The organism is Acetobacter sp. AN02, from assembly GCF_029759835.1.
Classification (GTDB): Bacteria; Pseudomonadota; Alphaproteobacteria; order Acetobacterales; family Acetobacteraceae; genus Acetobacter.
Genome location: NZ_JAJJND010000024.1, coordinates 1 through 24,788, shown reverse-complemented (window position 1 = coordinate 24,788; position 24,788 = coordinate 1). Strand labels below are relative to the sequence as shown.

Annotated in this window: 24 protein-coding genes; 17 read left to right on the top strand and 7 right to left on the bottom strand. The window is 61.6% G+C overall.

Annotation, left to right across the window (positions count from 1 at the left end):
• Nucleotides 1-23: 23 nt before the first annotated feature.
• The gene (gene hisG / locus LOC54_RS04700; protein ID WP_279312677.1) at nt 24-740 is read right to left on the bottom strand and encodes an ATP phosphoribosyltransferase; all 717 of its coding nucleotides are present in this window, start codon (nt 738-740) and stop codon (nt 24-26) included.
• A gap of 250 nt (nt 741-990) precedes the next feature.
• Here hisG and efp point away from each other — a divergent pair, with 250 nt between their 5' ends.
• The 5 genes from efp (at nt 991) to LOC54_RS04675 (ending at nt 5,420) form a co-directional block, all read left to right on the top strand.
• Complete coding sequence (efp, locus tag LOC54_RS04695) at nt 991-1,557, top strand: elongation factor P (RefSeq protein ID WP_279312676.1); 567 nt, start codon at nt 991-993, stop codon at nt 1,555-1,557.
• Nucleotides 1,558-1,663: 106 nt separating this feature from the next.
• Nucleotides 1,664-2,494 carry an inositol monophosphatase family protein gene (locus LOC54_RS04690; protein ID WP_279312687.1) on the top strand — a complete coding sequence of 277 codons (831 nt, stop codon included), beginning with the start codon at nt 1,664-1,666 and terminating at the stop codon, nt 2,492-2,494.
• A gap of 112 nt (nt 2,495-2,606) precedes the next feature.
• Complete coding sequence (locus tag LOC54_RS04685) at nt 2,607-3,353, top strand: OmpA family protein (protein WP_279312675.1); 747 nt, start codon at nt 2,607-2,609, stop codon at nt 3,351-3,353.
• 30 nt (nt 3,354-3,383) lie between these two features.
• A complete protein-coding gene (locus tag LOC54_RS04680; RefSeq protein WP_279312674.1) occupies nt 3,384-4,445 on the top strand; it encodes a flagellar motor protein MotA in 1,062 nt (353 codons plus the stop codon).
• A 6-nt stretch (nt 4,446-4,451) separates the two neighbouring features.
• The gene (locus LOC54_RS04675) at nt 4,452-5,420 is read left to right on the top strand and encodes a peptidoglycan -binding protein (RefSeq protein WP_279312673.1); all 969 of its coding nucleotides are present in this window, start codon (nt 4,452-4,454) and stop codon (nt 5,418-5,420) included.
• Nucleotides 5,421-5,448: 28 nt separating this feature from the next.
• On the opposite strand, the gene LOC54_RS04670 is transcribed toward LOC54_RS04675, so the two are convergent.
• Genes LOC54_RS04670 through LOC54_RS04660 form a run of 3 tightly spaced genes read right to left on the bottom strand, consistent with a single transcriptional unit; the run spans nt 5,449 to nt 7,722 of the window.
• Complete coding sequence (locus LOC54_RS04670) at nt 5,449-6,099, bottom strand: YdcF family protein (protein ID WP_279312672.1); 651 nt, start codon at nt 6,097-6,099, stop codon at nt 5,449-5,451.
• The gene (locus LOC54_RS04665) at nt 6,096-7,040 is read right to left on the bottom strand and encodes a cell division protein FtsX (protein ID WP_279312671.1); all 945 of its coding nucleotides are present in this window, start codon (nt 7,038-7,040) and stop codon (nt 6,096-6,098) included. The genes LOC54_RS04670 and LOC54_RS04665 overlap by 4 nt, the downstream gene beginning before the upstream one ends.
• Nucleotides 7,033-7,722: a cell division ATP-binding protein FtsE gene (locus tag LOC54_RS04660; RefSeq protein ID WP_408740290.1), complete on the bottom strand. Its 690-nt coding sequence runs from the start codon at nt 7,720-7,722 to the stop codon at nt 7,033-7,035. Before LOC54_RS04660 ends, LOC54_RS04665 begins: the two co-directional genes overlap by 8 nt.
• Nucleotides 7,723-8,001: 279 nt before the next feature.
• On the opposite strand from LOC54_RS04660, the gene LOC54_RS04655 reads away from it, so the two are divergent.
• Nucleotides 8,002-9,579, top strand: a complete 1,578-nt coding sequence (locus LOC54_RS04655) for a zinc-ribbon domain-containing protein (protein ID WP_279312670.1) — start codon at nt 8,002-8,004, stop codon at nt 9,577-9,579.
• A gap of 99 nt (nt 9,580-9,678) precedes the next feature.
• On the opposite strand, the gene LOC54_RS04650 is transcribed toward LOC54_RS04655, so the two are convergent.
• Nucleotides 9,679-10,608, bottom strand: a complete 930-nt coding sequence (locus LOC54_RS04650; protein ID WP_279312669.1) for a nucleoside hydrolase — start codon at nt 10,606-10,608, stop codon at nt 9,679-9,681.
• 211 nt (nt 10,609-10,819) lie between these two features.
• Here LOC54_RS04650 and LOC54_RS04645 point away from each other — a divergent pair, with 211 nt between their 5' ends.
• Both LOC54_RS04645 and LOC54_RS04640 read left to right on the top strand, forming a co-directional pair.
• The gene (locus LOC54_RS04645) at nt 10,820-11,407 is read left to right on the top strand and encodes a hypothetical protein (protein WP_279312668.1); all 588 of its coding nucleotides are present in this window, start codon (nt 10,820-10,822) and stop codon (nt 11,405-11,407) included.
• An 84-nt stretch (nt 11,408-11,491) separates the two neighbouring features.
• Nucleotides 11,492-11,989, top strand: a complete 498-nt coding sequence (locus tag LOC54_RS04640) for a nucleoside deaminase (protein WP_279312667.1) — start codon at nt 11,492-11,494, stop codon at nt 11,987-11,989.
• Between the two features lie 49 nt (nt 11,990-12,038).
• Here LOC54_RS04640 and LOC54_RS04635 read toward each other — a convergent pair whose 3' ends face one another.
• Nucleotides 12,039-12,224 (bottom strand): hypothetical protein, encoded by a 186-nt coding sequence (locus LOC54_RS04635; protein WP_279312666.1) that lies wholly within the window; start codon nt 12,222-12,224, stop codon nt 12,039-12,041.
• 190 nt (nt 12,225-12,414) lie between these two features.
• On the opposite strand from LOC54_RS04635, the gene LOC54_RS04630 reads away from it, so the two are divergent.
• The 5 genes from LOC54_RS04630 to LOC54_RS04610 all read left to right on the top strand — a co-directional run bounded on the left by LOC54_RS04630 (nt 12,415) and on the right by LOC54_RS04610 (nt 18,367).
• Nucleotides 12,415-14,172, top strand: a complete 1,758-nt coding sequence (locus LOC54_RS04630; RefSeq protein WP_279312665.1) for a DEAD/DEAH box helicase — start codon at nt 12,415-12,417, stop codon at nt 14,170-14,172.
• Between the two features lie 184 nt (nt 14,173-14,356).
• A complete protein-coding gene (mutL, locus tag LOC54_RS04625; RefSeq protein WP_279312664.1) occupies nt 14,357-16,171 on the top strand; it encodes a DNA mismatch repair endonuclease MutL in 1,815 nt (604 codons plus the stop codon).
• 80 nt (nt 16,172-16,251) lie between these two features.
• Nucleotides 16,252-16,527: a hypothetical protein gene (locus LOC54_RS04620; protein ID WP_279312663.1), complete on the top strand. Its 276-nt coding sequence runs from the start codon at nt 16,252-16,254 to the stop codon at nt 16,525-16,527.
• On the top strand, nt 16,524-18,089 hold the full coding sequence (locus LOC54_RS04615) for a PepSY-associated TM helix domain-containing protein (RefSeq protein WP_279312662.1): 1,566 nt from the start codon (nt 16,524-16,526) through the stop codon (nt 18,087-18,089). The genes LOC54_RS04620 and LOC54_RS04615 overlap by 4 nt, the downstream gene beginning before the upstream one ends.
• Nucleotides 18,086-18,367 carry a hypothetical protein gene (locus LOC54_RS04610; protein WP_279312661.1) on the top strand — a complete coding sequence of 94 codons (282 nt, stop codon included), beginning with the start codon at nt 18,086-18,088 and terminating at the stop codon, nt 18,365-18,367. Before LOC54_RS04615 ends, LOC54_RS04610 begins: the two co-directional genes overlap by 4 nt.
• Nucleotides 18,368-18,378: 11 nt before the next feature.
• Here LOC54_RS04610 and bioB read toward each other — a convergent pair whose 3' ends face one another.
• On the bottom strand, nt 18,379-19,395 hold the full coding sequence (gene bioB / locus LOC54_RS04605; protein WP_279312660.1) for a biotin synthase BioB: 1,017 nt from the start codon (nt 19,393-19,395) through the stop codon (nt 18,379-18,381).
• Between the two features lie 194 nt (nt 19,396-19,589).
• On the opposite strand from bioB, the gene LOC54_RS04600 reads away from it, so the two are divergent.
• From LOC54_RS04600 to LOC54_RS04585, 4 genes are all read left to right on the top strand, one after another.
• A complete protein-coding gene (locus tag LOC54_RS04600; protein WP_279312659.1) occupies nt 19,590-21,230 on the top strand; it encodes an EAL domain-containing protein in 1,641 nt (546 codons plus the stop codon).
• 347 nt (nt 21,231-21,577) lie between these two features.
• Nucleotides 21,578-22,144, top strand: coding sequence for a peroxiredoxin (locus LOC54_RS04595; RefSeq protein WP_279312658.1), 567 nt, complete (start codon nt 21,578-21,580; stop codon nt 22,142-22,144).
• 390 nt (nt 22,145-22,534) lie between these two features.
• Nucleotides 22,535-23,968 carry a leucyl aminopeptidase family protein gene (locus tag LOC54_RS04590; RefSeq protein ID WP_279312657.1) on the top strand — a complete coding sequence of 478 codons (1,434 nt, stop codon included), beginning with the start codon at nt 22,535-22,537 and terminating at the stop codon, nt 23,966-23,968.
• A 121-nt stretch (nt 23,969-24,089) separates the two neighbouring features.
• Nucleotides 24,090-24,482: a MarR family transcriptional regulator gene (locus LOC54_RS04585; protein ID WP_408740289.1), complete on the top strand. Its 393-nt coding sequence runs from the start codon at nt 24,090-24,092 to the stop codon at nt 24,480-24,482.
• Nucleotides 24,483-24,788: the final 306 nt, after the last annotated feature.

Sequence of the window (24,788 nt, the reverse complement as noted above, 5' to 3'; positions counted from 1 at the left end):
ATGCGGGAAACCTTGCTGTCCTGTCAGACCGTGCCGATGGCGGCGCGGAAGCGTTCGATAAGTGCGCCGATCACTTCGGGGCGCGTTTTGAGAGCCGTGCGGTTGACCACGAGGCGGCTGGTGACATGCGCGATGGTCTCGACCTCGCACAGGCCGTTGGCTTTCAGCGTGGAGCCGGTATCGACCAGATCGACGATAAGGCGGGACAGGCCCAGATTCGGTGCCAGTTCCATCGCGCCGTTGAGGTGCACCACATCCGCGTTGATGCCTTTGGCGGCGAAGTGACGTCTGGTGATGGCAGGATATTTCGAGGCGACCCGGACTTCCGACAGGCGGGAGAGATCGTCCGCGCCCTCATCATGCACGGGCCGTGCGACGGCCACGCGGCATCCGCCGATTCCGAGATCAAGCGGGGCGTAGAGATCGGGATAGTCGAATTCCATCAGCACGTCCGCACCGCAGATTCCGATCTGTGCGCCGCCGAACGCCACAAAAGTGGCGACATCGAAGGAGCGTGCGCGCACGACATCAAGCGAGGGGTCATTCGTGGAAAACCGCAGATGACGGCTGCTTTCGCTGAAGCAGTCCTCGTCCGGGACGATACCGGCGCGAGCCAGGAGGGGCAGGGCGCTTCTGAGGATGCGTCCCTTGGGCAGGGCGAGGATCAGACCCGCTCCTGCGTCGGGCGGGGCGCTGTTCAGTGCGGCCTGCTGCGGAAGGGCCTGGGACAAGGCGGTCATCTGTCGGGCTCCGTAGCCGGTCATTCCGGCGTCATTCCGGCGAGGGGTTACCACACACACGGAGCCGGAAGAAAGAGCCGCCGGGCAAAAGCCGGGCGCAGGAAAAGGAGGGAGCCAGCGCTCTTTCCCGCCGTCCTGCCTTGCCGATCCGGCCCCGGAGCGGTAGAAGCCCGCCACCGAGTATTCTTTCCCGCCGTCCCGTGCAGCTTCGTGTTCTGCCAGGCGGCATATCCAGTTCCAGGACGTTTTTATGAAACAGCAGGCGAACCTGATCCGTGCCGGCCAGGTCATTGAACATGACGGCCGTCGCTGGACCGTCCTCAAGCAGCAGATCATCACCCCCGGCAAGGGCGGTGCGTTCATTCAGGTCGAGATGCGCGACCTGAAGACGGGCAACAAGACCAACGAGCGCTGGCGCACCGCCGATACCGTCGAGCGGCTGATGACGGAAGACAGGGAATACAACTATTCCTATATGGACGGAGAGACCCTGGTCCTGATGGATCCGGAGACGTTCGAGCAGTTCCTGCTGCCGATCGGGCTTCTCGGAGATCAGACGCCGTTCCTGCAAGACAACATGGTCCTGAACGTGAACCTCGTGGAGGGCGATCCGGTGGCCGTGACCCTGCCGCCGCATGTCACGCTTGAGGTTGCGGAGGCCGATCCGGTCGTGAAGGGGCAGACCGCCAGCTCGTCCTACAAGCCCGCGAAGCTCTCCAACGGCGTGAAGACGATGGTTCCGCCCTTCATCGAGGCCGGTGAGCGTATCGTGGTCCGCACGGATGACTCGACCTATGTCGAGCGTGCGAAAGACTGATCTGCTTTTTCCAGAGCCGGATTTTCCATATCCGGTCGGGCGGCACCTTCGCGTGCCGCCCTGATGTTCCTGTCATTTCCTCTCCGCCGGAGTCCGCCCTGTGGCTATGCGTCTTTCCCCCGTTATGACCGTTATGCAGAACGCCGCGCAGAAAGCCGTGCGCCGTCTTCTGCGTGACTTCAACGAGGTCGAGCAGCTGCAGGTCAGCATCAAGGGGCCGGGTGACTTTGTCTCCCAGGCTGATCTGCGGGCCGAGCAGACTCTGCGGGAAGAGCTGGAGCGCGCTCGCCCGGGTTATGCGTTCCTGATGGAGGAGTCCGGTGCCTCCGGCTCCGAGAACTGGTCCTGGCGCTGGATTGTCGATCCGCTCGACGGGACGACGAATTTTCTGCACGGTCTGCCGCACTGGGCCATTTCCATCGGTCTGCAGCGGCGCAATCCGGACGGTTCGATCGAACTGGCGGCGGGCGTGGTCTATAACCCTGCCGCGGGTGAGATGTTCTGGGCCGAGAAAGGCACGGGGGCGTTCCTCAACGAGCGTCGCCTGCGCGTGTCCGCCCGGCGCGAGATGCACGAGGCCCTGTTCGCGACCGGCGTTCCCTTCGCGAAAGTGTCGGCCCGCAAGCGTGAGCAGTTCAGCCATGTGCTCAATGCTCTGATGCCGCAGGTGGCAGGCGTGCGTCGTTTCGGGTCTGCGGCCCTGGATCTCGCTTGGGTCGCGGCGGGACGTTACGAGGGCTACTGGGAGTTTGGTCTTAAGCCCTGGGACTGTGCGGCCGGGGTGCTGATCGTGCGTGAGGCCGGAGGGTACTGCACTGCTCCGGACGGGACCGAGCTCAATGATCTGCCGGACGATGTTTCCATTGTCGCGGGCAACACGAAACTGCACGCGCGGCTTCAGGCAATTGTCGCGGACAGTCTGAAATCCGGAGCCTGACACCTGCGGACAGACGAGAGCTGTCCGTGATGCCGGATATCGTCTTTGGGAGGCTGTGCCGATGTGGCTGAAACCATCTCTGTCCCGGCGGGTCCGGGGATATCCTGTCGGAATGTCCTGCGTTCTGCTGGCCGGGTTCTGCCTTGCCGCCGCGACCGGGACGGCATCGGCGCAGGTGCGGGCGGATGAATCCGCTCTGGATGCGCTTCCTCAGGCACAGAAAAAGCCTGAGGATAAAAAGGCGCAGAAGCCACATCAGACTCAGACCCGCAGGGTAGCCGTAAAGCCGCAGGGCAGGGCACAGGGCAAACCGGCTTCTGCCGGACATAATGCCCTGGCCGCGGCTGTTTCCGCTCCGGCTGCCCCGCAGCCTGCTCCGGCCCGCCGTCCGCCGCCGGCCGCGACCATTCCTCCCGCGCCGCCGCCCGTCCCCGTGCTGACCCCGCCTGAAATGCCGGTTGATCTGCATCCGTTCCCCATGCCTGCGGACCCGCCGGTGGTGAAGGATGCAAAGGGCAGCTCGGCTCCGGTTCCCGGAGGCGTCCGTCTCGTGTTCGGAGAGGACAGTTCCGATCTGAATGAGGAGATGCGGACTGCGATTCTGGCCTTTGTCAAAATTCTCAGGGACCAGCCGGACACGCGTGCGCTTGTGGATGCCTGCGGCAGCGGTGCGCCGAACGACCCTTCGCGCCCGAGGCGCAAGGCGCTGGCCAGAGGTCTTGCCGTCCGAGCCGTGCTGATGAATGCGGGGATTCCGTCCACTCGAATCTATGTCCGGGTAAAGGGGCCGCCGGATGATGAAATCCGCAATGTACCGGATGACCGGGTAGACCTGAGGCGCTCTGACACGATACCGTGAGGCTTCCAGCCTTCCGGAGACCCGACTGTCATGACGCGCCCGACCACATTTCTGTTCCGGATGATCGCTTTTCTCGTTGCGGTTCTCTGTGTGGCCGGGCTGCTTCGCAAGCCGCTGGCGGCGGCGTTTTTCAATAATCCGCTGCTGGACGGGTTCATTCTTTTCACCCTAGCTGTCGGTATCGGCTGGACGCTGCTTCTGGTCCTGCGGCTGCGTCCGGAGGTGGCGTGGGTGGAGACTGTGCAGCATGACAGGGAGAGCCTTCTGCGTGCTCCGCCGCCGAAAATGCTGTCCGCCTTAAGCCAGGCACTGACCCCGCGGCGGGAAGGCAGCCGCGTGACGCTGTCCACTCCAGCCCTGCAGTCGATTCTCGATTCGATTTCCGGACGGCTTGGCGAGGGGCGTGAGATTTCGCGCTATCTGACGAGTCTGCTGATTTTTCTTGGTCTGCTCGGAACATTTTACGGTCTGCTGCTGACGGTTTCTGCGATTGCGGATGTGATTGCCGGGATGTCCGTGGGTGACAGCGATCTGAATGCGATGTTCGGGCAGCTCAAATCCGGTCTGGCAAAGCCGCTGCACGGCATGGGAACGGCCTTTTCCGGCTCGCTCTTCGGTCTGGCCGGAGCACTGGTTGTCGGATTTCTCGATCTTCTGGCCGGGCAGGCACAGAACAGATTTTTCAATGAGCTGGAAGAGTGGCTCGTCAGCTTCACGCGTCTGTCTTCCGTTGCCGCGCCTGTGGCGGATGGAGAGGCCGGCGTCCCGGCTTATGTTCAGGCGCTTCTGGAGCAGACGGCTGAAAATATGGAGGGGCTTCAGGTGCTTCTCCGTGCGGGTGAGGCACAGCGGATGCAGCAGATGGAGCTTCTGTCCAGACTGGACACGCATATCGGTGCTCTGGCCGGGCTGCGGAAGGATACGGATGAGTTGCGTGCGATCCGGGAGCACATGCGCGTCGTGGAGCAGCTTCTGTCGCGCATGGCGGCTGAAGGCGAGCGTGAGCGGGCGCAGGGGATTGCTGATCTGCGGGGAGATCTCCGTCTGCTGACCCGCACGCTTGCCGCTGCCGCCGGACAGCAGGGAGCCTGAGCCGCGATGCGCGCCGGACGCCGCGGAAGCCGCACACCCCGTTCCGGGCTGGATGCCTGGCCGGGCTATGTCGATGCCCTTTCAACCCTGCTGATGGTTGTTACGTTCGTGCTGCTTGTGTTTGTGGTTGCTCAGGCGTTTCTGTCCGTCGCGCTGAACCGGCGGCAGCATACGCTGGAGGCATTGCAGGGACAGGCGGCGGAGCTTGCCCGTCTGCTTTCGCTGGAGCAGGCACAGACGAAAGATCTGCGGCTCCATGTCGCGACTCTGACCACGCAGCATGACAGGGATACGGCTGATGCCGCAGCCCTGGCGCAGCAGCTTTCCGCCGCGGAGGATCAGGACAGGGCATCGGAGGACAGGGCCGCGCAGCTCAGTCAGCAGATCGACCAGCTGACGCAGCAGCTTGCCGCGATTTCTGCGGCTCTGGATGTGTCGCATCATGATGTTGACGAGCGCAACGCCAGGATTGCCGATCTCGGAGCGAAGCTCAATCTCGCACTTGCCGACAAGGTCAGTCAGCTTCAGCGGTACCGTTCGGAATTTTTCGGGCGGCTGCGTGATGTGCTCAAGGATCATAAAGGCGTGCAGATTGTCGGGGACCGGTTCGTGTTTCAGAGCGAGGTTCTTTTCCCGACGGGCAGTGCGGATCTTACTCCGCAGGGTGTGGCGGAAATCCGCACGCTGGCGAAAACCCTGAAACAGGTTTCAGGTCAGATTCCGGCGGATATTCCTTGGATTCTCCGTGTGGACGGCCATGCGGACCGGCAGCCGATCCATACGGCGTTTCCGAGCAACTGGGAACTGTCCTCTGCCCGTGCCATTACGGTGGTAAAGCTGCTGATTGCGGAAGGGATCGATCCGCATCATATCGCGGCCACCGGATTTGCGGATTATCAGCCGCTCAGTCAGGGGCGCACGGCTGAGGATTTTGCCCGTAACCGGCGTATCGAATTCCGGCTGACGGACAGATAGAGCAGCGTCGGGGGCAGCCTGATGCGCCTCAGGCATCCACGCGGTGGCGGAACATCCAGGCCGGGCCGGTCTCGGCCAGCAGCCATTTGATATATTCCCATCCCAGAATTCTCAGAGAGGTGGCGTCGAACCGGCGCTGAAGGACCGGTGACTGAACGGGACAGGGATAGAGCTGGAGGTCCGGCGCGGCACGGCTGATTTCCCGGACGGCCCGACGGACGTGATATCCGGCCGTTACGATGATGAGTGAGCGGATATGGTGCTGTGTCGCCCATTCCAGTGTTTCTGTGGCATTTCCTACCGTTGAGGTTGCGGCCCGGCCGAGCGTGATCCGTTCCGCATCGCGGGATGTGGCCTGTGGAGCGAGGTCCTGCAGCCGGACGGAGGGGTCTACACCGGAGATCAGGAGAAACCGTCCGCGATGGCCGTGGAACAGGCGCAGCGCAGCTTCCACCCTTCCGCTGCCACCGGTGAGCGCGACGATACCGTCTGCCACCGGCGGGAGAGGCGCCGGTCGGAGAGCGTCGGCCACGAACCAGATGAACCCGGCGGAAAAGGCCATCGCCAGAGACACGAGGGTCAGCAATGTCCATCCGGCGATTCGCCGCGCGGTTTTGCGTCCGGAGGACGGATGCCCTTTCCGGGGAGCGGAGATCTGTTCTGCCGCAGGGCGTTTCACGGCAGCCTGCGGAGCCAGAGGCGCACGATGATCCGGGCCGTGCTCCAGCCGAGACACATGGCAATGAGCGGGATGATTCCCAGTCCGATGAGGACAGGGCGGGGCAGGCCGCCGAGGATCAGCGTCCTGACCTGATCGACGCTTGCAGTCAGCGTCGCGTCTCCGCCGTAGAGCGGTGCCGTAATGCCGTACAGCAGGGTGAGGACCGGAAAGCCGCATATCACTCCGGCCAGCCCGCCCGCCAGCCCGAGGGCGCCAAGCCGGGTGCCGAATCGGCCTGCGATATAGCCGTCTGCCGCACCCAGACCATGGAGAATACCGACGGCGTCACGCCGCACGCCCAGCCCGAGCCGTGTGGCCATTCCGGTCACTGCGACCGCGACAAAGCTTACGGCGGCAAGGGCCAGTGCCGCGCAGAGTTCCAGACTGCCGGCCAGTCCCGCCAGCCGTCCGCGCCATTCGTCGTTACGCTCGATCAGCGTGCCGGGGGCAACGTCCCGCAACGCCGTTTCCTGCCCTGCATCCAGATGCGTGCCGGGATGCATGTGCACCTCGATAACCGCCGGCAGCGGAAGGGCGGCCGTGCCCGATACACCCAGCCAGGGACGCAGAAGGGTATCCAGCTCCGTGGCACTCAGGCGGCGCACCGACATCGTTTCGGGAAGAGTCCCCAGAAGGGCGAGCGCGGCCTCAGCCCGGGTTTTTCCCGTGGCCGTTTCTGAAGGCGGCGCAGAGGCCGGATTGTCGGGCTGCGGCACCTGCACCGTCACCAGCCCGGCCGCACCTGCGGCCCAGCGCAGCGACAGGCTGCGTGCTCCGAGTGCACCGGCCAGGGTCAGGGAGGCGAGGAAGGCCATCGCGGCGATCATTGCGATCAGGGTCCGGTCCGGCAGGGCGCCTGCCAGCGCCAGACCGTCCCGCCGGTTCCGTGCATCAGACACCGGAGGCCTCCGTCAGCCGCCCGCTGCTCAGGATCAGGGCCGGAGCCTCAAAACGGCGGATCAGGGTTTCGTTATGCGAGGCAATGATGACGGTCGTGCCCATTGTGCTCAGTTCGCGCAGCATGCCGACAATCCTGAGCGCCTGAGTGTCCTCCTGGGCATTGGTCGGCTCATCGGCCAGGATCAGAGCCGGACGTGGCACGACGGCCCGGGCAATGGCGACGCGCTGCTGTTCTCCGCCCGAAAGGGCACCGGGCAGGGCCTCGGCCCGTTCCGACAGACCGACCCACTCAAGAATGGCTCCGACTTCTTCCCGGACGGTGGATTCGGGGGTGCGGATAAGGCGCAGGGGCAGGGCGACGTTATCGGCGACGGACAGTCCCGGCATGAGCCGGGGGTGCTGGTGCACCATGCCGATCCGGCGGCGCAGTCCGGACAGAATGGCGCGGCGCGGCGGAACCGGGCTGACTTGCGTGCCGAGGATCGTGAGTTCTCCGGCCCGGGGGAGAGATTCGAGATGAAGGAGCCGCAGAAGACTGGATTTTCCTGCGCCCGAGGGACCGAGAAGCCAGCGGAAACCACCGGCAGGAACCGAGAAGGTGACGCCGGACAGGGTCGGTTCCCCTGATGTGCCGCGTCGCCGGGTTCCGTGGCTCCAGTTCAGATTGCGTGCGTAGATCACGCCGGAACTCCGTTATCCGGGACCAGGCCTTCCCTGCGCGGAGATCCTCCGGAACAGCGGTTCCGGGGGGTATGCGGCGTCCTCAGCTTCATGGGGAGTGACGGTAGACATCCCGTGAGGTCTTGTCGACGCCCCGTTGCAAAGCGGTCCCCGGATATGCTTTTCACATCAGCTTGGTTATATTCATAAATCAGGAAGAAAACCGGCGTATGAAGCAGATGGCGGCAGAGTGCGGTGCTGTCTGTCGGATGGTGTTGTTTACGAGGAGAGCCCTTCCGGATGCTGATTGTCTGCCCGTCCTGCGGCGCCCGGTATAATGTTCCGGAAAGCGCGCTGCAGCGCAGAAGACGCCTGAAGTGTGCTCAGTGCGGCACGGGATGGACGGTCGAGGCTGCCGCACCGCAGCCCGCAGAAGAGCCGGAGCATGTCCCGTCCGTGTCTCCGGCGGAGGAGCCCCGCTCCGCGCCGGAAGCCGTTCCGGCACCCGAGGTTTCTGCTCCTGCCCACTCTGCCGAATCTGAATCGTCCGGTCACTCCTCACGAACTCCGGCTTCTGATGACGAGGTCCCTGGTCCCGTGCCGGAGCCGCCGGTATCTGCAGACGAAGCACGGCCATCGGATACAGAGACCGCTCATGCGCATGTGCCGCACACACATGAGCCGGAGGAGGCGGGTTCTGCCACAGAGGCGGAGGTCGCTCCGGCGGAGCCTGTTGCCAGGGCGGAGCCGCCCGCTCATATTGCTGACGCCGCTCCGGTGTCAGAGGCGCCTTCAGTTCCGGAGCTTCCACAGGCTCAGGCAGATGAAGAACCGTCCCTGAAGGACTCCGGGCACGTTACGGACACCGTATCTGAGGAAAGCTCAGCGCCGTCAGCTGATGCCGCGCCCGCGGAAGGAAGCAAAACTAATTTTCCGCCGGATAATATCTGGTCAGCATGGGCTTCATCCTGGAAGCCATGGCCGGGTGCGGATGCCGCTCCTGCTCCGGCACCTTCTGAGTCCGGGTCTCCGGCAGATGCGGAGGCTCCTGATACGGCGCAGCCCCCGACTGAGCCGATTGTGCCGGAAATTCAGGCAGAGCCTGACATTCAGCCTCAGGCCGAAGAGGAGCGGGATACGCTGCCTCCGCTGCAGGAAGAAGAGCCGCAGCCTGAGCCTTTCCGGAATACTGAGCCGGATCCCGGCTATGCCGAAACCCCATCTTTTCCAAAGCTGCCTCATTTCGAACTCAAGACGCATGCCGTAAGGGCCGAGGACCTGCCGCCTCAGCCCGAGGAATACGGCTATCACCAGCCCGCACCGGCTGGGGACGAGGCTGATCATTCTGCAGGGTATGAGCAGCCGGATGAGGCACCGCAGTCTCATGAGTCGGAAAATTTCGATCGGGTGATCGAGCAGCTTCGTGCGACGCGGCGTGATGATGAACCTCTTCACCCGCATGCGCAGGAAGATACCTATCTTACTCCGCCCTGGGTTTCCGAGCCCCCGCCGCCGGAACAGCCTGCAGAGACCTATTACCAGGGTGAGGAAGAGGTTCACGTCTTTCCGGGGAATGTGGACGAACTGCCACCCCTGCAGGAAGAGGCTGTTCCGGATTATCCGGAAGAAACGGTTGTCCAGACGGAGTCCGTCGTCAGTACTGCCGGAACCCTCCGGAAAGAGACGCGGCTTTTCACGAACTCGGATTCGCTGTTTTCACGTGACTCAGCTGCGGAAAAACCGCCTCTTCTGGAGCGCCCGGCCTTCTGGAAAGCTGCGTGGGCGGTCAGCTGTGTGGGCAGTCTTGCTGCCATGGCAGCTGTCTGGCACTGGCGGGAGGCTCTGTCCGCAACCTGGCCTCTGCTTGGTCTGCTCTGAACTATGCTATGCAGATCCGGCTCCGGAGACTCCGGAGCCGGATTTTCATGTATGGAGGGGTGATGAGTAAGATTGCCCCGTTCTTACGGGACGGGAGTTTCAGAAGCGGGCGAGGCGTTCCGTGATCACGTCATACAGCGCGGGGACATCCGCTTCCCTTATGAAATGCACATTGCGAGGGTGATCGGTAATCTGCCACCAGTCGACCACCGTCATTCCCATGGTCAGTTCTGATCCGGTTTCCACCCGGACGCTGACGTCCCGACCCTGATACAGATCCGGCCGCAGAAGCCATAATACCGTGTTCGGATCATGCAGCGGGCCACCATCCGTGCCGTATTTCGTTGCTTCGAAACGTTTTTCGAAAGTCAGCCAGTCAGCCACAACCGGACCGACGCGATTGGGAATGGCCCGGAAACGCGCCAGTCTTTCCGCGCTCGTATGTAGCTTGTGCGTAAGATCCAGAGGCATCATCACCAGAGGGATTCCTGATGCCAGTACGATCTCTGCCGCGTGGGGATCGACGTAGATATTGAATTCGGCAGACGGAGTAATATTGCCGACTTCTGAAAAAGCCCCGGACATGCTGACGATCCGGCCGATCCTGGTCCGGAGTTCCGGTTCCCGGGCCAGAGCCAGAGCCAGATTTGTCATCGGTCCGATCGCGCAGACAGTGATATCCTGTGGCGGATGCTGCATGACCGTGTCGATGATAAAATCCACGGCATGACCTGGAGTGGCCCTGCGGGAGGCTGGCGGAAGATCCGCGCCTTCAAAGCCCGTTCTGCCATGAACGTGCATAGCGTTGACAGGTGCTCTGAGCAGGGGGCGGTCTGCTCCGGCATGGACCGGAATATCGGGCCGTCCGGCCAGATCCAGTGTCTGCAGGGCATTTTCCGTTGCCTGGGCCACTGACACGTTTCCGGACACCGTTGTCACGCCCAGAAGATCGATTTCCTCAGAGATCACGGAAAGAAGAATGGTCAGTGCGTCATCCTGGCCGGGGTCAGTATCAATGATGATTTTCACGGGAGTCCTCAGCCTGTCGGTTCCGGGAGTCTGCCTCCTGTTATCCGTACGGAGCAGGGGCGGGGATATTCGTTTTTAGTTAATTTTTCCGTGTCATGAAACGACAGAGACCTTATCGGCAGAACCGGATCAGGAATTCTGCTCATCTCTCATTTCATGATCTCGATACGCGCGATTTCAAATTATTTTAATACAGGATGATTCATTCCAGATGAAAAAATATACCCTCGTTCTGGCTGCTTTTTTATCCCTGATCACCGGTTATCTGTCTGCGGGGCGGGCTTTTGCCGCCGAGATCAGCAAGGAAAACAATACTCAGACGGAGAGGCTGGTTTTTGACCGGAAAACCTGTAGGACAGCCAGTCCGTTCCTGAAATTTAATGATATTTATATTAAAAATTCAGGGAATCCGGAACCGGAGGTTTGCACCGCTTTTATCGTCGGCCCTCAGACGACGCATCCGAATCCGCAATCCATCGGGCAGATCTCATCATCCGCTGTTGATCTGGGTTATCTCCTCAAGGCTGCACCTGCGAACGGAATTGCTGCCGTAGCTGTCTATTTCTATGCACCGCCCTTTGATGTCGCGGAATTTTCCCTGAATATTCCGATGGATGTGAATGCGGTATGGGCCGATCTTAAGGGAAATACGCGTTCTGCACCTTCATTTGTCCGTTCAGTCGGAAATGTCGATAAGGTGAAGAATATGGAGCAGATATCGCTGATCTATATGTATACGAAAGACGGCGGGAAAAACTGGCAGTCTACGTTCATCTGTCGCTTCTGCGGAAAATCCTGATACCGGAAACCATCTGAGTCGGGCTGGTGGGAAAAATTATTATATCGTAACGAAAAGGGTGCTGCCCGCTCAGGAGTTCCGCAGATGACCGGTTTTTCGTCTCCCTCCCTGACAGCGACCGATCTGATGCTGCTGGAAAGAACGATTGAGCTTTCTGAGGCAAGCCGGGATAGCGGAAATCATCCGTTCGGTGCGCTTCTGGCAGATGAGGCGGGGCATATTCTGATCGAATCAGGGAACAGTTCCGCCCGGGACCGGGGGATCGGCCATGCGGAACTGAACGTCTCGCGGGAGGCTGCCCGCCGGTTTACTCCGGAGTTTCTGTTGTCCTGCACGCTCGTGACATCGGTTGAGCCCTGCTGCATGTGTGCCGGGAGCGTCTACTGGGCCGGAATCGGTCGGCTGGTCTATGGCATGTCCGAAAAACGTCTCGCGATTCTGACGGGTGACAATCCCGAGAATCTTACGATGAACATGCCCTGCAGGCAGGTGTTTGAGGCCGGGCAGCGTAAGGTTTGTGTGGCGGGCCCGGCGGACACGCTGGAGGGACGGATTATCCGTGCCCATCAGGGATTCTGGTGAGATCTTCCTGTCCCGGGGGTTGTCTGCCGGGCAGACCTGACGTTTCCCTTCATGCCATTCCGATTGCCATTGCAAGAAGCCAGAACACGACGATGGCTCCTGCGGCAAAAAGCAGGACGGGGGCAGCAATGCCGAGGAAAAACGTCCGGCCACGGGGTTTTGCTGCAGCTTCTGTTTCCTCCTCTGCGGCCATTTCCGCAATCTCCCGGGTGCTTTCTGATTCGTCGTATTCCATGACCGGCTCCTTCGGACTCCTTGCGGCGTCATACACCGCATTTGCTGTATCATGCGATGATCCGCACGCGGGAAACAGCAGGAATGTGAAACTGCAGGTCTGTTTTTCCAGGGAAACGCTGGTCTTTCCTCGCAGGACGCTCTATGCCCCGGCATTCCCTTATGCCGCCTGTCCGGACTGTTGATATCTGATGCCGTTCCCCGATACCGTTCCTGCCCTTGCTTCCGCCCTTGCCGCGAAGGGCTATGAAGAGCCGACATCGGTTCAGGCTGCCGTCCTTGAGCCGGAGGCCCGTGGCCGGGATCTGCTGGTTTCTGCCCGTACGGGGTCCGGCAAGACAGTTGCGTTCGGCCTGGCCATGGCATCGGAGCTGCTGGATGAGGGCGGGCTTCTGCCGCCTGCAGGAGCGCCGCTTGCGCTGGTGATCGCACCGACGCGCGAGCTGGCCCTGCAGGTGAAGACCGAGCTGTCCTGGCTTTATGCGCAGACGGGGGCGAAGATCGTCTCCTGCGTGGGCGGAATGGAGCCGCGCCGTGAGGCCAGGGCACTGGAGGCCGGCTGCCATATTGTGGTCGGGACTCCGGGGCGTCTGTGCGATCATCTGTCCCGTAAGACGCTGCGGCTGGGTGAGTTGCGTGTGGCGGTTCTGGACGAGGCGGACGAGATGCTGGATCTGGGCTTCCGTGAGGAGCTGGAGACGCTTCTGGATGCCACGCCGGAGACACGCCGGAGCTTTCTGTTCTCCGCGACCATTGCACGTGAGATTGCCCGCCTGGCAAAGCGGTATCAGAAGGATGCACTCCGGATCGATACGGTCGGCGATTCCGCGCCGCATGCGGATATCGAGTATCGCGGGGTTCTGGCGGATATCAGCGAGACGACCGGTGCGGTGATCAACACGCTGCGTCTGATCGAGAGCCGCAGTGCGATGGTGTTCTGCCATACGCGTGAGGCTGTCCGGCAGATGCAGGCTGCTCTTATGGGGCATGGATTTGCGTCTGTCGCCATCTCCGGCGAGCTGGGTCAGAATGAGCGCAGCCGTGCGATCGAGAGCCTTCGGAACGGCCTGGCGCGCGTCTGTGTGGCGACTGATGTGGCGGCCCGCGGAATCGATATTCCGGATCTGGGGCTTGTGATCCACGCGAGTCTGCCGTCCAACCCGGCGACGCTGCTGCACCGGTCCGGGCGGACCGGGCGTGCGGGCCGCAAGGGAATCTGTGTTCTTGTGGTGCCGCCTGCCCGGCGGCGTCAGGCCGAGCGTCTGCTTCAGGCTGCCGGTGTGAAATCCGAGTGGAGCGCGGCACCGACGCCCGAGGCCATTCGTGAGGCGGATACGGAGCGCCTGCTGAATGATTTTTCGCTGGCCGAGCCGGTTGAGGGCGACCGTGTTGCACTGATCGAGAAGCTGCTTGCCGCGCACAGTGCCGAGCAGGTGGCTGGGGCGCTGGTCAGCCTGTGGCAGAGCCGTCTGCCTGCACCGGTCCGGGTGCGTGGCCCCAGCCCGGCGCAGCTGCGCGGAGAGCGGCCGCAGCGGGAAAGAGCACCGCGGGCCGAAGGGGAGTTCCGTGAGCGTGCACCGCGTTCCCAGGGCGGAGACGGATCATGGTTCCGTCTTTCCGTGGGACGGAACGACAAGGCTGATCCGAAATGGCTGATTCCGCTGCTGTGCCGTCTGGGCGGAATCACCAAGCAGGATATCGGCTCCATCCGGATTTCTCCGGGCTTTACCCTTGTTGAGATTGCATCTGACAAGGCCGGGCGTTTCGAATCCTGCGCCTCAGGCGCTGAGGCGGACGAGGTGCAGATCGAGCGCACCGAGGCTCCGCAGGGTGGTGAGGGATATTCTCCCCGTGGTCGTCCGCCGGGCAGCAGCCAGAAGCGTGGCGGATTCAGAAACGGACCGCCGGGCGGACGCAAAGGCCCGTCCTCGCGCAAGCGTCGGGACTGAAGTGCCGGGCAGGCTGGCGGCTGTTTCGTTACGGCTGGCCTGACTGCGCATGCGGTCTTCTTTCCGTGCGGAGAGAGGGTCGGGTCAGACCGTTGTGGTTGCGGAGCCTCAGATTTTCGGGGTCTGCGCGGCCTTATCCGGCGCCGAACTTTCCCCGAACCTCCTCGCCGCCTAAACTCCCCGCATGATTGCCTCTCCTTCTTCCCGTGTCCGGCGGCTGCCGGATGTGATCGTCAACCGGATTGCTGCCGGTGAGGTGATCGAGCGTCCGGCTGCGGCCCTCAAGGAGCTGGCGGAGAACGCGGTTGATGCGGGCGCACGACGGATTTCAGTTTCCGTCGAGGGTGGCGGAACGGACCGGATCATCGTGACGGATGACGGGATCGGGATGACGCCGGAGGAGCTGGAGCTTGCGGTGCAGCGGCACTGCACATCCAAGTTGACTGACGAGTCCCTGATCCGTATCTCCACGCTCGGCTTCCGGGGGGAGGCACTGCCGTCGATCGGTGCGGCGGCGCGTCTGACGATCACGTCCCGTGTGGCGGAAGCGGACACGGCCTGGCGGATTCGGGTCGAGGGGGGCGTCGTTACGGGGCCGGAGCCCTGTGCCGGGCCACGCGGAACGCAGGTGATTGTTGAGGACCTGTTTTTTGCGACCCCCGCACGTCGGAAATTTCTCAAGAGCGCACGGGTTGAAGGAAAACATGCCGAGACGGTTGTCCGCCGTCTTGCATTCGGGGCACCCGGCGTGGCGTTCCGGATGGAAGCTGACGGACGGCTGCTGTTCGATCTGCCGCTGCAGGATCTGCAGGACAGGGCTGTGGCGCTGCTGGATGCCGGAGATGCCACGGGATTTCTGCCGGTTGAGGGGGTACGCAATGACATGCGGCTGAGCGGCTATGTCTGCTCGCCTGCCATTCATCGCCCGACAGCCAGCGGGCAGTATATGCTGGTCAACGGGCGTCCGGTTTCCGATCCGCTTCTCAAGACCGCCATTCGGGTAGCTTTCCGGCGCGTAATTGAGGTCGGGCGGCATCCGGTTCTGGTCCTTTCACTGGATCTTCCGCCGGATCAGGTGGATGTGAACGTGCATCCGGCAAAAACGGAGCTGCGTTTTGCGGATGAGGCGGGTGTGCGCTCGCTGGTGATTGGCAGTGTGGGCCGTGCTCTGGGGCTGACGATGGGCCATTCCGTGACCGAAAGCGGTCTTCGTGCCGCCTTGCCTCCGGCTGTTCCGTCGTCTGCGGCCCGGCCTGCACGCATATGGTATCCGCCTGAGGAACGGCAGATGCAGCCGGACCCCGGCCTGGCCGGCTTTGCCGAGACCGGTCCGGCGCCTTCCCTGCCCGTGTCCCCGACGGCCCGGGTGTTTGCGCCTGAGGCGGTTCCTTCCCGGGACACACATCCGCTCGGTGCGGCTGTGGCGCAGGTTTTCAGCACCTATATTCTTGCCGTGACGGAAGATGACGGGCTGATTCTGGTTGATCAGCATGCGGCACATGAGCGGCTGACACATGAGGTTCTGCGGAAGCAGTATCTGTCCGGCCAGGTGACGGGGCAGCGCCTTCTTGTTCCTGACGTGATCGATCTTCCGCAGCGTCAGGCCGATATTCTGCTCTCTCAGGCAGATATTCTGGCGGGTATGGGGATCACGATCGAGGCCTTCGGGCCGGGGGCTGTCGTGGTGCGTTCCCTGCCGGCCATTCTGAAGACATCCGATGCGGGTATGCTGCTGCGTGATCTTGCGGATGAACTGGACGGTGATGAGACCGGCAGCGCGAATGAGGCGGGTGTGCTGGAGACCCGGCTGGATGCCATCATCGCCCGTATGGCCTGTCACGGGAGCATCCGGGCAGGACGGCGGATGACGCCTGAGGAGATGAACGCCCTGCTGCGTCAGATTGAGAGCACGCCTCATGCCGGTACCTGTTCGCACGGACGTCCGACATGGGTGCGTCTGGAGCGGCGTGATCTGGAGTCTCTGTTCCGGCGCGGGTAGAGCGGCTTTGACAAGTGGCACCGGCTTCGCTATCAATTGAGAATAATTCTCATTTTCGTAAATTCCGGACTCCGATGCGCGTGCTCTTATCCTCTTTTCCGGGACGCCTGGCTCTGGCTGTTACCACCGGATATGTCCTGTCTCTGGCCCTGCTGCAGGGAATCCTGCTGCTTTCCTCCGGTGCGCGTCACGATGCCGAGTTTCCGGCGCTGCTCAGCTGTATCACTTTCCTCCCCGCGGCCGTTCTGCTGATTTTCTGCGCCCGGTCCCTGTCGGCCGGACTGATCCGGGCGGGTTTTGCTGCACTGGCCGCGCTGCTTCTTCCTGTCCTCTTCAGCTATGTGGCCGTGAGATGAGTGGTCCGGCTCCGTCCTTCCGTATCCGGCTGTCATGGCTGCATGCCTGGCCGGGGTTTATTGCCGGTCTGTTCCTGATCTGCATCTTCATCAGCGGCTCCCTGTCCGAGTTCGATACTGAGATCACGCGCTGGATGCAGCCGGAATTCCGTCCTTCCGCAGCGCCGCCGTCTCCTGCGGCTCTGGACCGGGCCGGTGTTCTGCTGGCTGAGAAGACACAGGGGGGCAGACGGGGAATGATCTCCCTGCCCGGGCCGCGTGATCCGGCGCTGCGCGTGATTTACGCTGATCGCGGGGAGCGGGCGGAAGTGATTCTCAGCCCCGAGGACGGTCATGTCGTTCAGGTGCGTGAAACGGCGGGCGGCATGCTGTTCTTCGCTTTCCACCATCATCTCAATATGGGGAGGGTCTGGGGCAGTAATCTGACAACGGCTCTGGGCGTGGCCCTGGTCGTCATACTGGTGTCGGGGCTGATCCTGCAGCTGAAGGCCCTGCTTCCGGAGCTGATGCTGTTCCGTCCCGGGGCGCAGACGCGGCGGGCCTGGCTGGACGGCCATCTGATGCTCGCGGTTCTTGCCCTCCCTTTTTATATCCTGATGGCCTGGACCGGTTCCCTGATCCATGCCGAGCGGTTTTTCCCGGGTGTCGGCGCGGAGCGGCCTCCGGCTCAGATGCAGGAGGCCCGGTCTGCACCGTCCCGCGATATGTCCGGGGCAGGTCGGCACGGGCATGACGGAAGAAGGGCGCGTGCGGGAGAGGGGGGCGGGCATGCTCCTGCTGCATCTCTGGCTTCGATTCTGGCCGATGCGCGTGGTCTGATGGGAGAGACCGGACCGGGCCGGGTGCAGATTGCGCGTGACAGGATTTCGGTGATGCAGGCGGACGGCCACCTGCCGGGTCCGGGCGGGCTGAGGCTGGATTATGATCGTGTCAGCGGTGCGCGGCTGAAAACACCTCCGGCGCAGGATGCCATGGCGCAGACGCGGCAGACATTATCCGCGCTGCATATGGGGCACTGGGAATCGCTGCCGGTCCGCTGGCTTTATTTTCTGCTGGGCCTGGCCGGGGCCGGTATGATGGCGGCGGGTATGACGCTGTTCCTCATCAGGCGTCGTCAGGAAAACCGCGCCGTGCAATCCGTTCCTCTGAGGATGGGGGAGGCTCTGCTGATGACTTCGGCTGGAGGAATGCCTCTCGCCTGTCTTGCTGTTTTCTGGGCCAATCGTCTGATCCCGGCCGGAATGGAGGGACGGGCCGGAATGGAAGGGCTGGTCTTCAACAGTGTCTGGACTGCCTGCCTGGTCTATTGCCTTTTCCGCGCCTTTTCCGGCCGGACGCGCCGGGGGTGGCACGATCTGATGCTTCTGACCGGTCTTGCGGGCCTTACTCTTCCCGTACTGGATATCGCCACCGGCGGCAGACTGCCTGTGCATGGCGATTTCGTTTTTGCTGCTGTTGATCTGACCGGATTTGTCTGCGGCGCTGCAGCGCTGCGTCTTGCGTCTTTCCTGCGGCGGAAGGTGGGAGCCGTGTATCCGGTCATGCAGGAGCGTGCGGCATGATCCTGCTTCCGTGCATCGCTCTGTGGGCCCTGGCGCTGCTGTGCCATGCCGCCCTGCAGAAAAATTTCCAGCGTCGCCGGGCGTGGATACCCGGGAGGCATATGCGGATTGTGCTGCGTATGGCGCGCGGCGCGGCGATCATTGCGGCCCTGACGCTGTGTCTCGCGTGTGAGGGAGCCGCCGGGATTGTGACATGGTGCCTTGCCGCCCCCGCGGGGGGAATCCCGGTCAGCCTGTATCTCGGGCTCAGAACACCCGTTGCAAGGCAGATGGGCTGAGGCCGGAGGCCTCAGCCTTCCGCGATGGTGGTGTGCATACCGAGGCGGTCCAGCAGGGCGCGGTCCCGGGTAGCGGCCGGATTCGGCGTGGTGAGCAGGCGCTCTCCGTAGAAGATTGAATTCGCACCTGCGAGGAAGCAGAGCGTCTGTGCCTCGTCCGTCATGTGCTCCCGGCCTGCGGCGAGACGCACGCGGGACTCCGGCATGGTGATGCGTGCGGCTGCCAGGACGCGGACGAAATCCAGAGGATCGACCTGCTCCGCATTGCCAAGCGGCGTGCCCTCAACGCGGACAAGCAGATTGACCGGCACGCTCTCGGGGTGCTTTGGCAGGGTGGCCAGGGCGGTGATCAGACCGGCGCGGTCATTCTCACTCTCTCCCATACCGACGATTCCGCCGCAGCAGACGCTGATTCCGGCGCTCCGGACGTTTTCCAGCGTGTCCAGGCGTTCCTGATAGGTGCGTGTGGAGATGATCTCTCCGTAGAATTCCGGGGAAGTGTCGAGGTTATGGTTGTAGTAATCCAGACCTGCTTCACGCAGTCTTCCGGCCTGGCGCGAATCCAGCATGCCAAGGGTGACGCAGGTTTCCATTCCGAGGGATTTCACCCCTTCGATCATCGAACAGACGGTTTCGAGATCGTGGTCCTTCGGAGAGCGCCAGGCGGCCCCCATACAGAAGCGTGCCGCGCCTGCATCCTTTGCGCGGCGTGCTTCCTCAAGCACTTTCTCCACGGCCATCAGGCGCTCGGCCTTCACTTTCTTCTCGTGATGCGCGCTCTGCGGGCAGTAGCCGCAGTCTTCCGGGCAGCCTCCGGTCTTGATCGACAGCAGGGTTGATATCTGGACCTCGGCCGGATCAAAATGCTGACGGTGGACCGTCTGCGCCCGGAAGAGCAGTTCCGGGAAGGGAAGATCCAGCAGCGCCCGGACTTCCTCACGTGTCCAGTCATGCCGGACGGTGCCCGCTCCGCCTTCGGGGGGGCGGGAGGAAACAGGAGAAAGACCGGCCAGATTACCGTCAGCCATGGGATAAGGTTCCGTTCTGCATGGGGTGTGCACTTGATCCGGTCGGGAAACTGACACGGATCACGCCTGACGGCCAGAGTTTCCTCCGGGTGAAGTGCAGAAAACCGTTTCATTCCGCCGTGAGTTAAGACGGGGTTAGCTATCTTCACGCATCATCCGCTGTCTGATGACTGACTGACTGGCTGCCGGAGTTCATGACGCCAACACGCACCGCCGCCTCCCGCGACAGCGCGGACCGGAAGCTGGAGAAACTCCGGCTGCTTGCATTCACTGCGGCGGACGTGCTGCTTGAACTCGACAGGTCATGGAATATCATCCACTGCGGCGGAGACGTCGGACGGCTGACCGGACAGTCGGGCAGCACGCTCAACGGTCAGAGTCTTGAGGTTCTGGTCGTTCCGGCTGATCGCAGCTTTCTTCGCGGATATCTGGACAACTGTGCCGCGACGGGTATGGGGCAGAGAGTGGTTGTCCGCTTCCTGCATCCTGACGGTAATATCGCGACGGCCATTCTCAGCGTCAGGATCCAGACCGAGACGCGGATGGCGACCATTGCGTTGGTCAGCCGTTCGTTCTCGACCTCCTCCCCCTCCGGCGGGCTGGCCAGCCGGTCCGTCTTTACGGGTCAGGCGCGGGCGCTTGCCGGGCAGCCGGGCCATGCGCCGACTCATGATATGGCGATGATCGCCCTGCCTTCCATCGTGGGACGTGCCGCGATGGAGGGAAGTCCTGAAAGCCAGGCGTTTCTGACGAATGTGAAGGCCATCCTGCGGCGGCATTCGGAGGGCGGGTGTGTTACGATGCTGTCCGATGGCTGCTTCGCTTTCCTGCATCCGCGTGCGGAGGACATGCGGCGGGTGGAAAAGGAGATCCGCGGGGCAGCAGGGCAGTTTCTGGCGGCGATGCGGATCACGACCCTGCCTCTGGATTCCAGTCTTCAGAGTGATGAGGACATGGTTTCCGCTCTCGGCTATGCTCTGGATAAGTTTTCTGAGGGCGGTGGCGAGGATTTTTCCCTGTCCTGTCTGCCGCAATGTCTGGCTGCGGCGACCTACAGGGATACGGAAATCGCATCGATATGTCGTCAGATTATCGAGAGCAACTCGTTCTTTCAGGTGGTCCAGCCTGTGGTTCTGCTGCGGACCGGGCAGATCATGCATTATGAGCTTCTGACCCGTCTTCCGGAGGAGTATTCCGATCATCTGAGCAATATCGGTGAGTTTGTGCAGATTGCCGAGCAGATCGGTATGATTTCCTCTTTTGATCTGCTCAATGTTTCCTCCACGCTCGATATTCTTTCCCGTTCTCCGGAGAACGTGAAGATTGCGATGAATATCTCGGGGCGTTCCGTGGAATCCGAGGAATTTGCGGATCAGTTCTTTGCTCTTCTGGATGAGCGGGGGCGCGGGGTGTCTCCGGCGCGTTTCCTGATCGAGATTACGGAGACGCAGCAGATCACGCAGTTTGATCATCCGACGCGGTTTCTGCAGAAGGTTTCCGCGCGTGGTTATCGCATCTGTCTGGATGATTTCGGAGCCGGGGCGATGAGTTTTGAATATCTGCGGCGGTTTCCTGTCAGCTATCTCAAGATTGACGGGCTGTTCTTCCGTTCGGCCATGAATAATGCGCGTGATCGCAATCTGGTCCGGTCTCTGGCCCGGACCAGCTTCGATCTGGGCTGTCGCACGGTTGCGGAAATGATCGAGAAGGATTCTGATGATACCTTTGCCCGCAATCTTGGCATTGACTGCGGGCAGGGGTGGCTGTTCGGAAAGCCACAGTTCCCGGAGTATTTTTTCCCGGTGGCACCGAAAACCCGTCAGCGTATGCGCTGAGAGGTCCGGTTCCGGGGAGGCTGACGTCCGGCCGGATGAGATATTCGTCCCGGGTCAGAATGTCTGTGTTCAGATCGGGATGGATCCCTGAATCCGGTGCCTTTCAGGGTCCGGATTTTTTTGTTTCTGCGGGTGATAAGATCATCTGAGTTTTTGAAATATACAGGTTCTGCTTCGGGTGAAGATCGTCAGAGTTCTGATATTTCAGGATATATGCGGGATATTCAGGAAGGAAGATAGGCTTTTCCTTCAGGAAGATTCTCCGATGTGCCGGAGGCTGTTTTTCTGACGTTACAGGGTGGTGTTCCGGTCGTATGATCGAGGGATGTTCTGAGGAGGATCTTTCCATGGTCTGGCGTTTTTCTGCTCGCGCCCTGCTGTTTGCGGTGCTGTCGTCTTCTGCTGTCCTGTCCGTTCCTGTCCCGGCACGTGCTGCCCTTGAAGAAGGGGTGAAGGCTCCGGATCTGGCTCTGAGCGGGGCGCTGGACGGGAAGCCGCTGGCGTTTTCTCTGCAGGAAGCTCTGAAAAAAGGCCCTGTTGTTCTCTATTTCTTTCCTGCGGCCTTTACGCCCGGCTGCACGGTTGAGGCGCATGATTTTGCGGATGCGGCGGGGGCTTTTCGTAAGGAGGGTGCGACTCTTGTCGGTGTGACGGCGGGAAATACGGATCGTGTTGCGGAGTTTTCAAAAACCGAGTGCAGGGGACAGTTTGCGGTTCTGGCTGATCCGGGGGCGAAGGCGGCGGCTGCGTGGCAGTCTCTCGGGTCTCAGAAGCGGGGGGTATTTTCTGAGCGGACTTCTTATGTCATTGCGCCGGATGGGAAAATTCTTCTGAGCTATACTGACAGCGATCCGTCCCAGCATGTTGCCCGCACGCTTGCGGCGTTGCAGGCCTGGCGCAGCGCGCATCCCTGAGGCTGTCAGGAGGCGTGGTTCCGGTCCGTCTCTGCTCTTTGGGGCAGCCGGGCCGGTTTGTTTTTTTATCCCTCTTTATTATTTCGTGTGTTTTCTTTTTATATAAATTGTTTTTGAAGTTCTTTTTGTATTTAAAGACGTTTTTGTGTTTTTGCCTGGTGTGTGTTTCTTTTCCGGCTGGTTTGTTCCGGCTTTGCCCCGGAGAGGGGGTGAGTATTTTATTCCGGGTATAATAAATTTTACCCGGGTTTAAACAGGCAGAAATCCAGGGGTTTTTCGTCTTTATTCCGTCTGCGGGTGCAATCCTGACCATTTTTGTCCGGAGTGGCTGCGGGGCGGGAAAGTCTCCATAATGCGGGCTGTTCTGACTGCCTGTTCGGAGATGTTTTCATGGATGTACGCGAGATCGGCTGTTTCACTCCGTCGGGGTCCGGTGACGGATCGGGGGAGGGCGTGCGTCGGGTTCATGCCGTGCGGGCGTCTTCCCTTGCGGCTCTGGAGGATGTGACGGGTCCGGAGGCGGCGGCGTTTCTGCGGGCTTCGGGGTTTGCAGCGCGTCCGGGTTCGGTGTGTCTGTTTCCGTCTGCGCAGGGTCTGGCGGCGATTATCGGGATTGCGGAGGCGGGTCAGGGCGATCCGTGGGCGTTCAGTTCTCTTGTGACGGCTCTGCCTGAGGGGGACTGGGCGCTGTCCTGTCCGGAGGATGTGTCTGTTGCGGATGTGACGCTGGGGTTTGCTCTGGGGTCCTATCGCTATTCCCTGGCGACGGGTGCGGAGAAGAAGGCGCTGCCGCGTCTTGTATCTCCTGCGCCGGATGAGGCCATGCTGGCTGTGGCGAGGGCGGTCTGTTTCGGGCGGGATCTGATCAATGCGCCGGCCAATCTTCTGGGGCCGTCCGAGCTGGCGGAGTCCGTATCTCGGGCGTTTGAGGCGCGCGGGGCGGAGGTCCGTCTGACGCGGGGCGAGGATCTGGAGCGGGACTATCCGCTTGTGGCGCATGTGGGGCGTGGGTCTGATCGTGCGCCGGTGGTTCTGTCTGCGGTCTGGCGCGGGTCTGCGGCCGGGGCGGATGCGCCGCTTGTCTCTCTGGCGGGCAAGGGCGTGTGTTTTGACACGGGCGGGAATGACATCAAGCCGTCATCCTCCATGCTGCGGATGAAGAAGGATATGGGCGGGGCGGCGACGGTTGCGGCTCTGGCGCTTGTGATCATGGAGCATGATCTTCCGCTGCGTCTTGAGGTGCGTCTGGGCTGTGTGGAGAATTCCGTTTCCGGGCGTGCGATGCGTCCGCTGGATGTGGTGCGCAGCCGCAGGGGGCTGACGGTTGAGATTGGCAACACGGATGCGGAGGGGCGTCTGGTTCTGGCGGATCTTCTGGCTGAGGCATCTGATGCCGGTCCGGATCTTCTGCTGGATTTTGCGACCCTGACGGGGGCGGCGCGTGTGGCTCTGGGGCCTGATCTTCCTGTTCTTCTGGCGAATGACCAGGGGATTGCGGATGCGCTGCTTGCGGCGGGGCGTGAGGCGGGTGATCCGTTCTGGCAGCTTCCTTTGTGGGACGGATACCGGGAATGGCTGCGCAGTTCTGTGGCGGACATGAACAATATTTCGTCAAAACCACAGGCTGGGGCGATAACGGCGGGTTTGTTTCTTGAGCGTTTTGTCGCTTCTGGTGTGCGCTGGGCACATATCGACAGCTATGCCTGGAATGACGCGACGCGTCCGGGGCGCCCGGAAGGCGGGGAAATCCTCGGTCTTCGGGCTGTTCTGGGGGCTCTGGCGTCGTGTCTGAATCTGTCCGGAATATTAAAAACAGGAAAGTAACGATTTCCGGGGCAACCTAGCTTCGGGTGAGGGGTTTAATCCGCAACGGGAATGATTATATACGGTGCAACAGAGCATTATCCGGGCAGAGTCCGGATATTCAGGAAAGACGTTAATAATTATGAACAAAATGGAAAAAAAATCCGAAGCTCAGGCAGTGTCTGCCGATCTTGTAACCACTCTGCGTGATACGATGGTTGCGCTGGTGCGTCGTGACGGACCGGATCTTTCCGCGCGTCAGATGGCTGTGTTTCTGACCTGCTACCTCAATGAGGGCGGGCATACGGTGCGCGGTCTGGCGTCTGAGCTGAACGTGTCCAAGCCGGCGATCACGCGGGCACTGGACCGTCTGGGCGAGCTTGATCTGGCGCGCCGGAAGGTTGATCCGCTGGACCGCCGTTCGGTTCTGGTTCAGCGGACGCTGCGTGGTGCGGCGTATCTCAAGGAGATCCGTTCCATCATGGGTGTCGCGACGGAGTCTTCCGAGGCTGAGGGGGATCGCCGGGCGGCCTGACCGGCCCGGTTCATCCCTGCGTTCATCTGCGGATTTACGGGAAGCCGTCCTCCTTCGGGAGGGCGGTTTTTTTTGCGGGCGGGTACTGGTCATTCGAGTCGGAGAGCGAGAAGATACAATTTTGGTGAGTGGATGATCACGTGCGTGACAGATAATATACATAGACAGATTGCAATTTCTTCTTATCTATCGCTTGCCTTAAGAACCCGGACCGGCGAAATACGCGTTATAGGGCCTGTTAGGGCTTGATCCAGTCTGCAGCGGCAGCGATATGGATGACCGCGAGGAAGGACGTTGCTGTTTTTT

Bases quoted from the DNA above. Each gene is read 5' to 3' on its own strand.
- LOC54_RS04655 (WP_279312670.1), top strand. From the start codon at position 8,002: ATGCTGATTGTCTGCCCGTCCTGCGGCGCCCGGTATAATGTTCCGGAA.
- LOC54_RS04600 (WP_279312659.1), top strand. From the start codon at position 19,590: ATGACGCCAACACGCACCGCCGCCTCCCGCGACAGCGCGGACCGGAAG.
- efp (WP_279312676.1), top strand. From the start codon at position 991: ATGAAACAGCAGGCGAACCTGATCCGTGCCGGCCAGGTCATTGAACAT.
- LOC54_RS04635 (WP_279312666.1), bottom strand. From the start codon at position 12,224: ATGGAATACGACGAATCAGAAAGCACCCGGGAGATTGCGGAAATGGCC.
- hisG (WP_279312677.1), bottom strand. From the start codon at position 740: ATGACCGCCTTGTCCCAGGCCCTTCCGCAGCAGGCCGCACTGAACAGC.
- LOC54_RS04685 (WP_279312675.1), top strand. From the start codon at position 2,607: ATGTCCTGCGTTCTGCTGGCCGGGTTCTGCCTTGCCGCCGCGACCGGG.
- LOC54_RS04630 (WP_279312665.1), top strand. From the start codon at position 12,415: ATGCCGTTCCCCGATACCGTTCCTGCCCTTGCTTCCGCCCTTGCCGCG.
- LOC54_RS04590 (WP_279312657.1), top strand. From the start codon at position 22,535: ATGGATGTACGCGAGATCGGCTGTTTCACTCCGTCGGGGTCCGGTGAC.
- LOC54_RS04640 (WP_279312667.1), top strand. From the start codon at position 11,492: ATGACCGGTTTTTCGTCTCCCTCCCTGACAGCGACCGATCTGATGCTG.
- LOC54_RS04675 (WP_279312673.1), top strand. From the start codon at position 4,452: ATGCGCGCCGGACGCCGCGGAAGCCGCACACCCCGTTCCGGGCTGGAT.
- LOC54_RS04595 (WP_279312658.1), top strand. From the start codon at position 21,578: ATGGTCTGGCGTTTTTCTGCTCGCGCCCTGCTGTTTGCGGTGCTGTCG.
- mutL (WP_279312664.1), top strand. From the start codon at position 14,357: ATGATTGCCTCTCCTTCTTCCCGTGTCCGGCGGCTGCCGGATGTGATC.
- LOC54_RS04585 (WP_408740289.1), top strand. From the start codon at position 24,090: ATGAACAAAATGGAAAAAAAATCCGAAGCTCAGGCAGTGTCTGCCGAT.
- bioB (WP_279312660.1), bottom strand. From the start codon at position 19,395: ATGGCTGACGGTAATCTGGCCGGTCTTTCTCCTGTTTCCTCCCGCCCC.
- LOC54_RS04615 (WP_279312662.1), top strand. From the start codon at position 16,524: ATGAGTGGTCCGGCTCCGTCCTTCCGTATCCGGCTGTCATGGCTGCAT.
- LOC54_RS04645 (WP_279312668.1), top strand. From the start codon at position 10,820: ATGAAAAAATATACCCTCGTTCTGGCTGCTTTTTTATCCCTGATCACC.
- LOC54_RS04690 (WP_279312687.1), top strand. From the start codon at position 1,664: ATGCGTCTTTCCCCCGTTATGACCGTTATGCAGAACGCCGCGCAGAAA.
- LOC54_RS04680 (WP_279312674.1), top strand. From the start codon at position 3,384: ATGACGCGCCCGACCACATTTCTGTTCCGGATGATCGCTTTTCTCGTT.
- LOC54_RS04610 (WP_279312661.1), top strand. From the start codon at position 18,086: ATGATCCTGCTTCCGTGCATCGCTCTGTGGGCCCTGGCGCTGCTGTGC.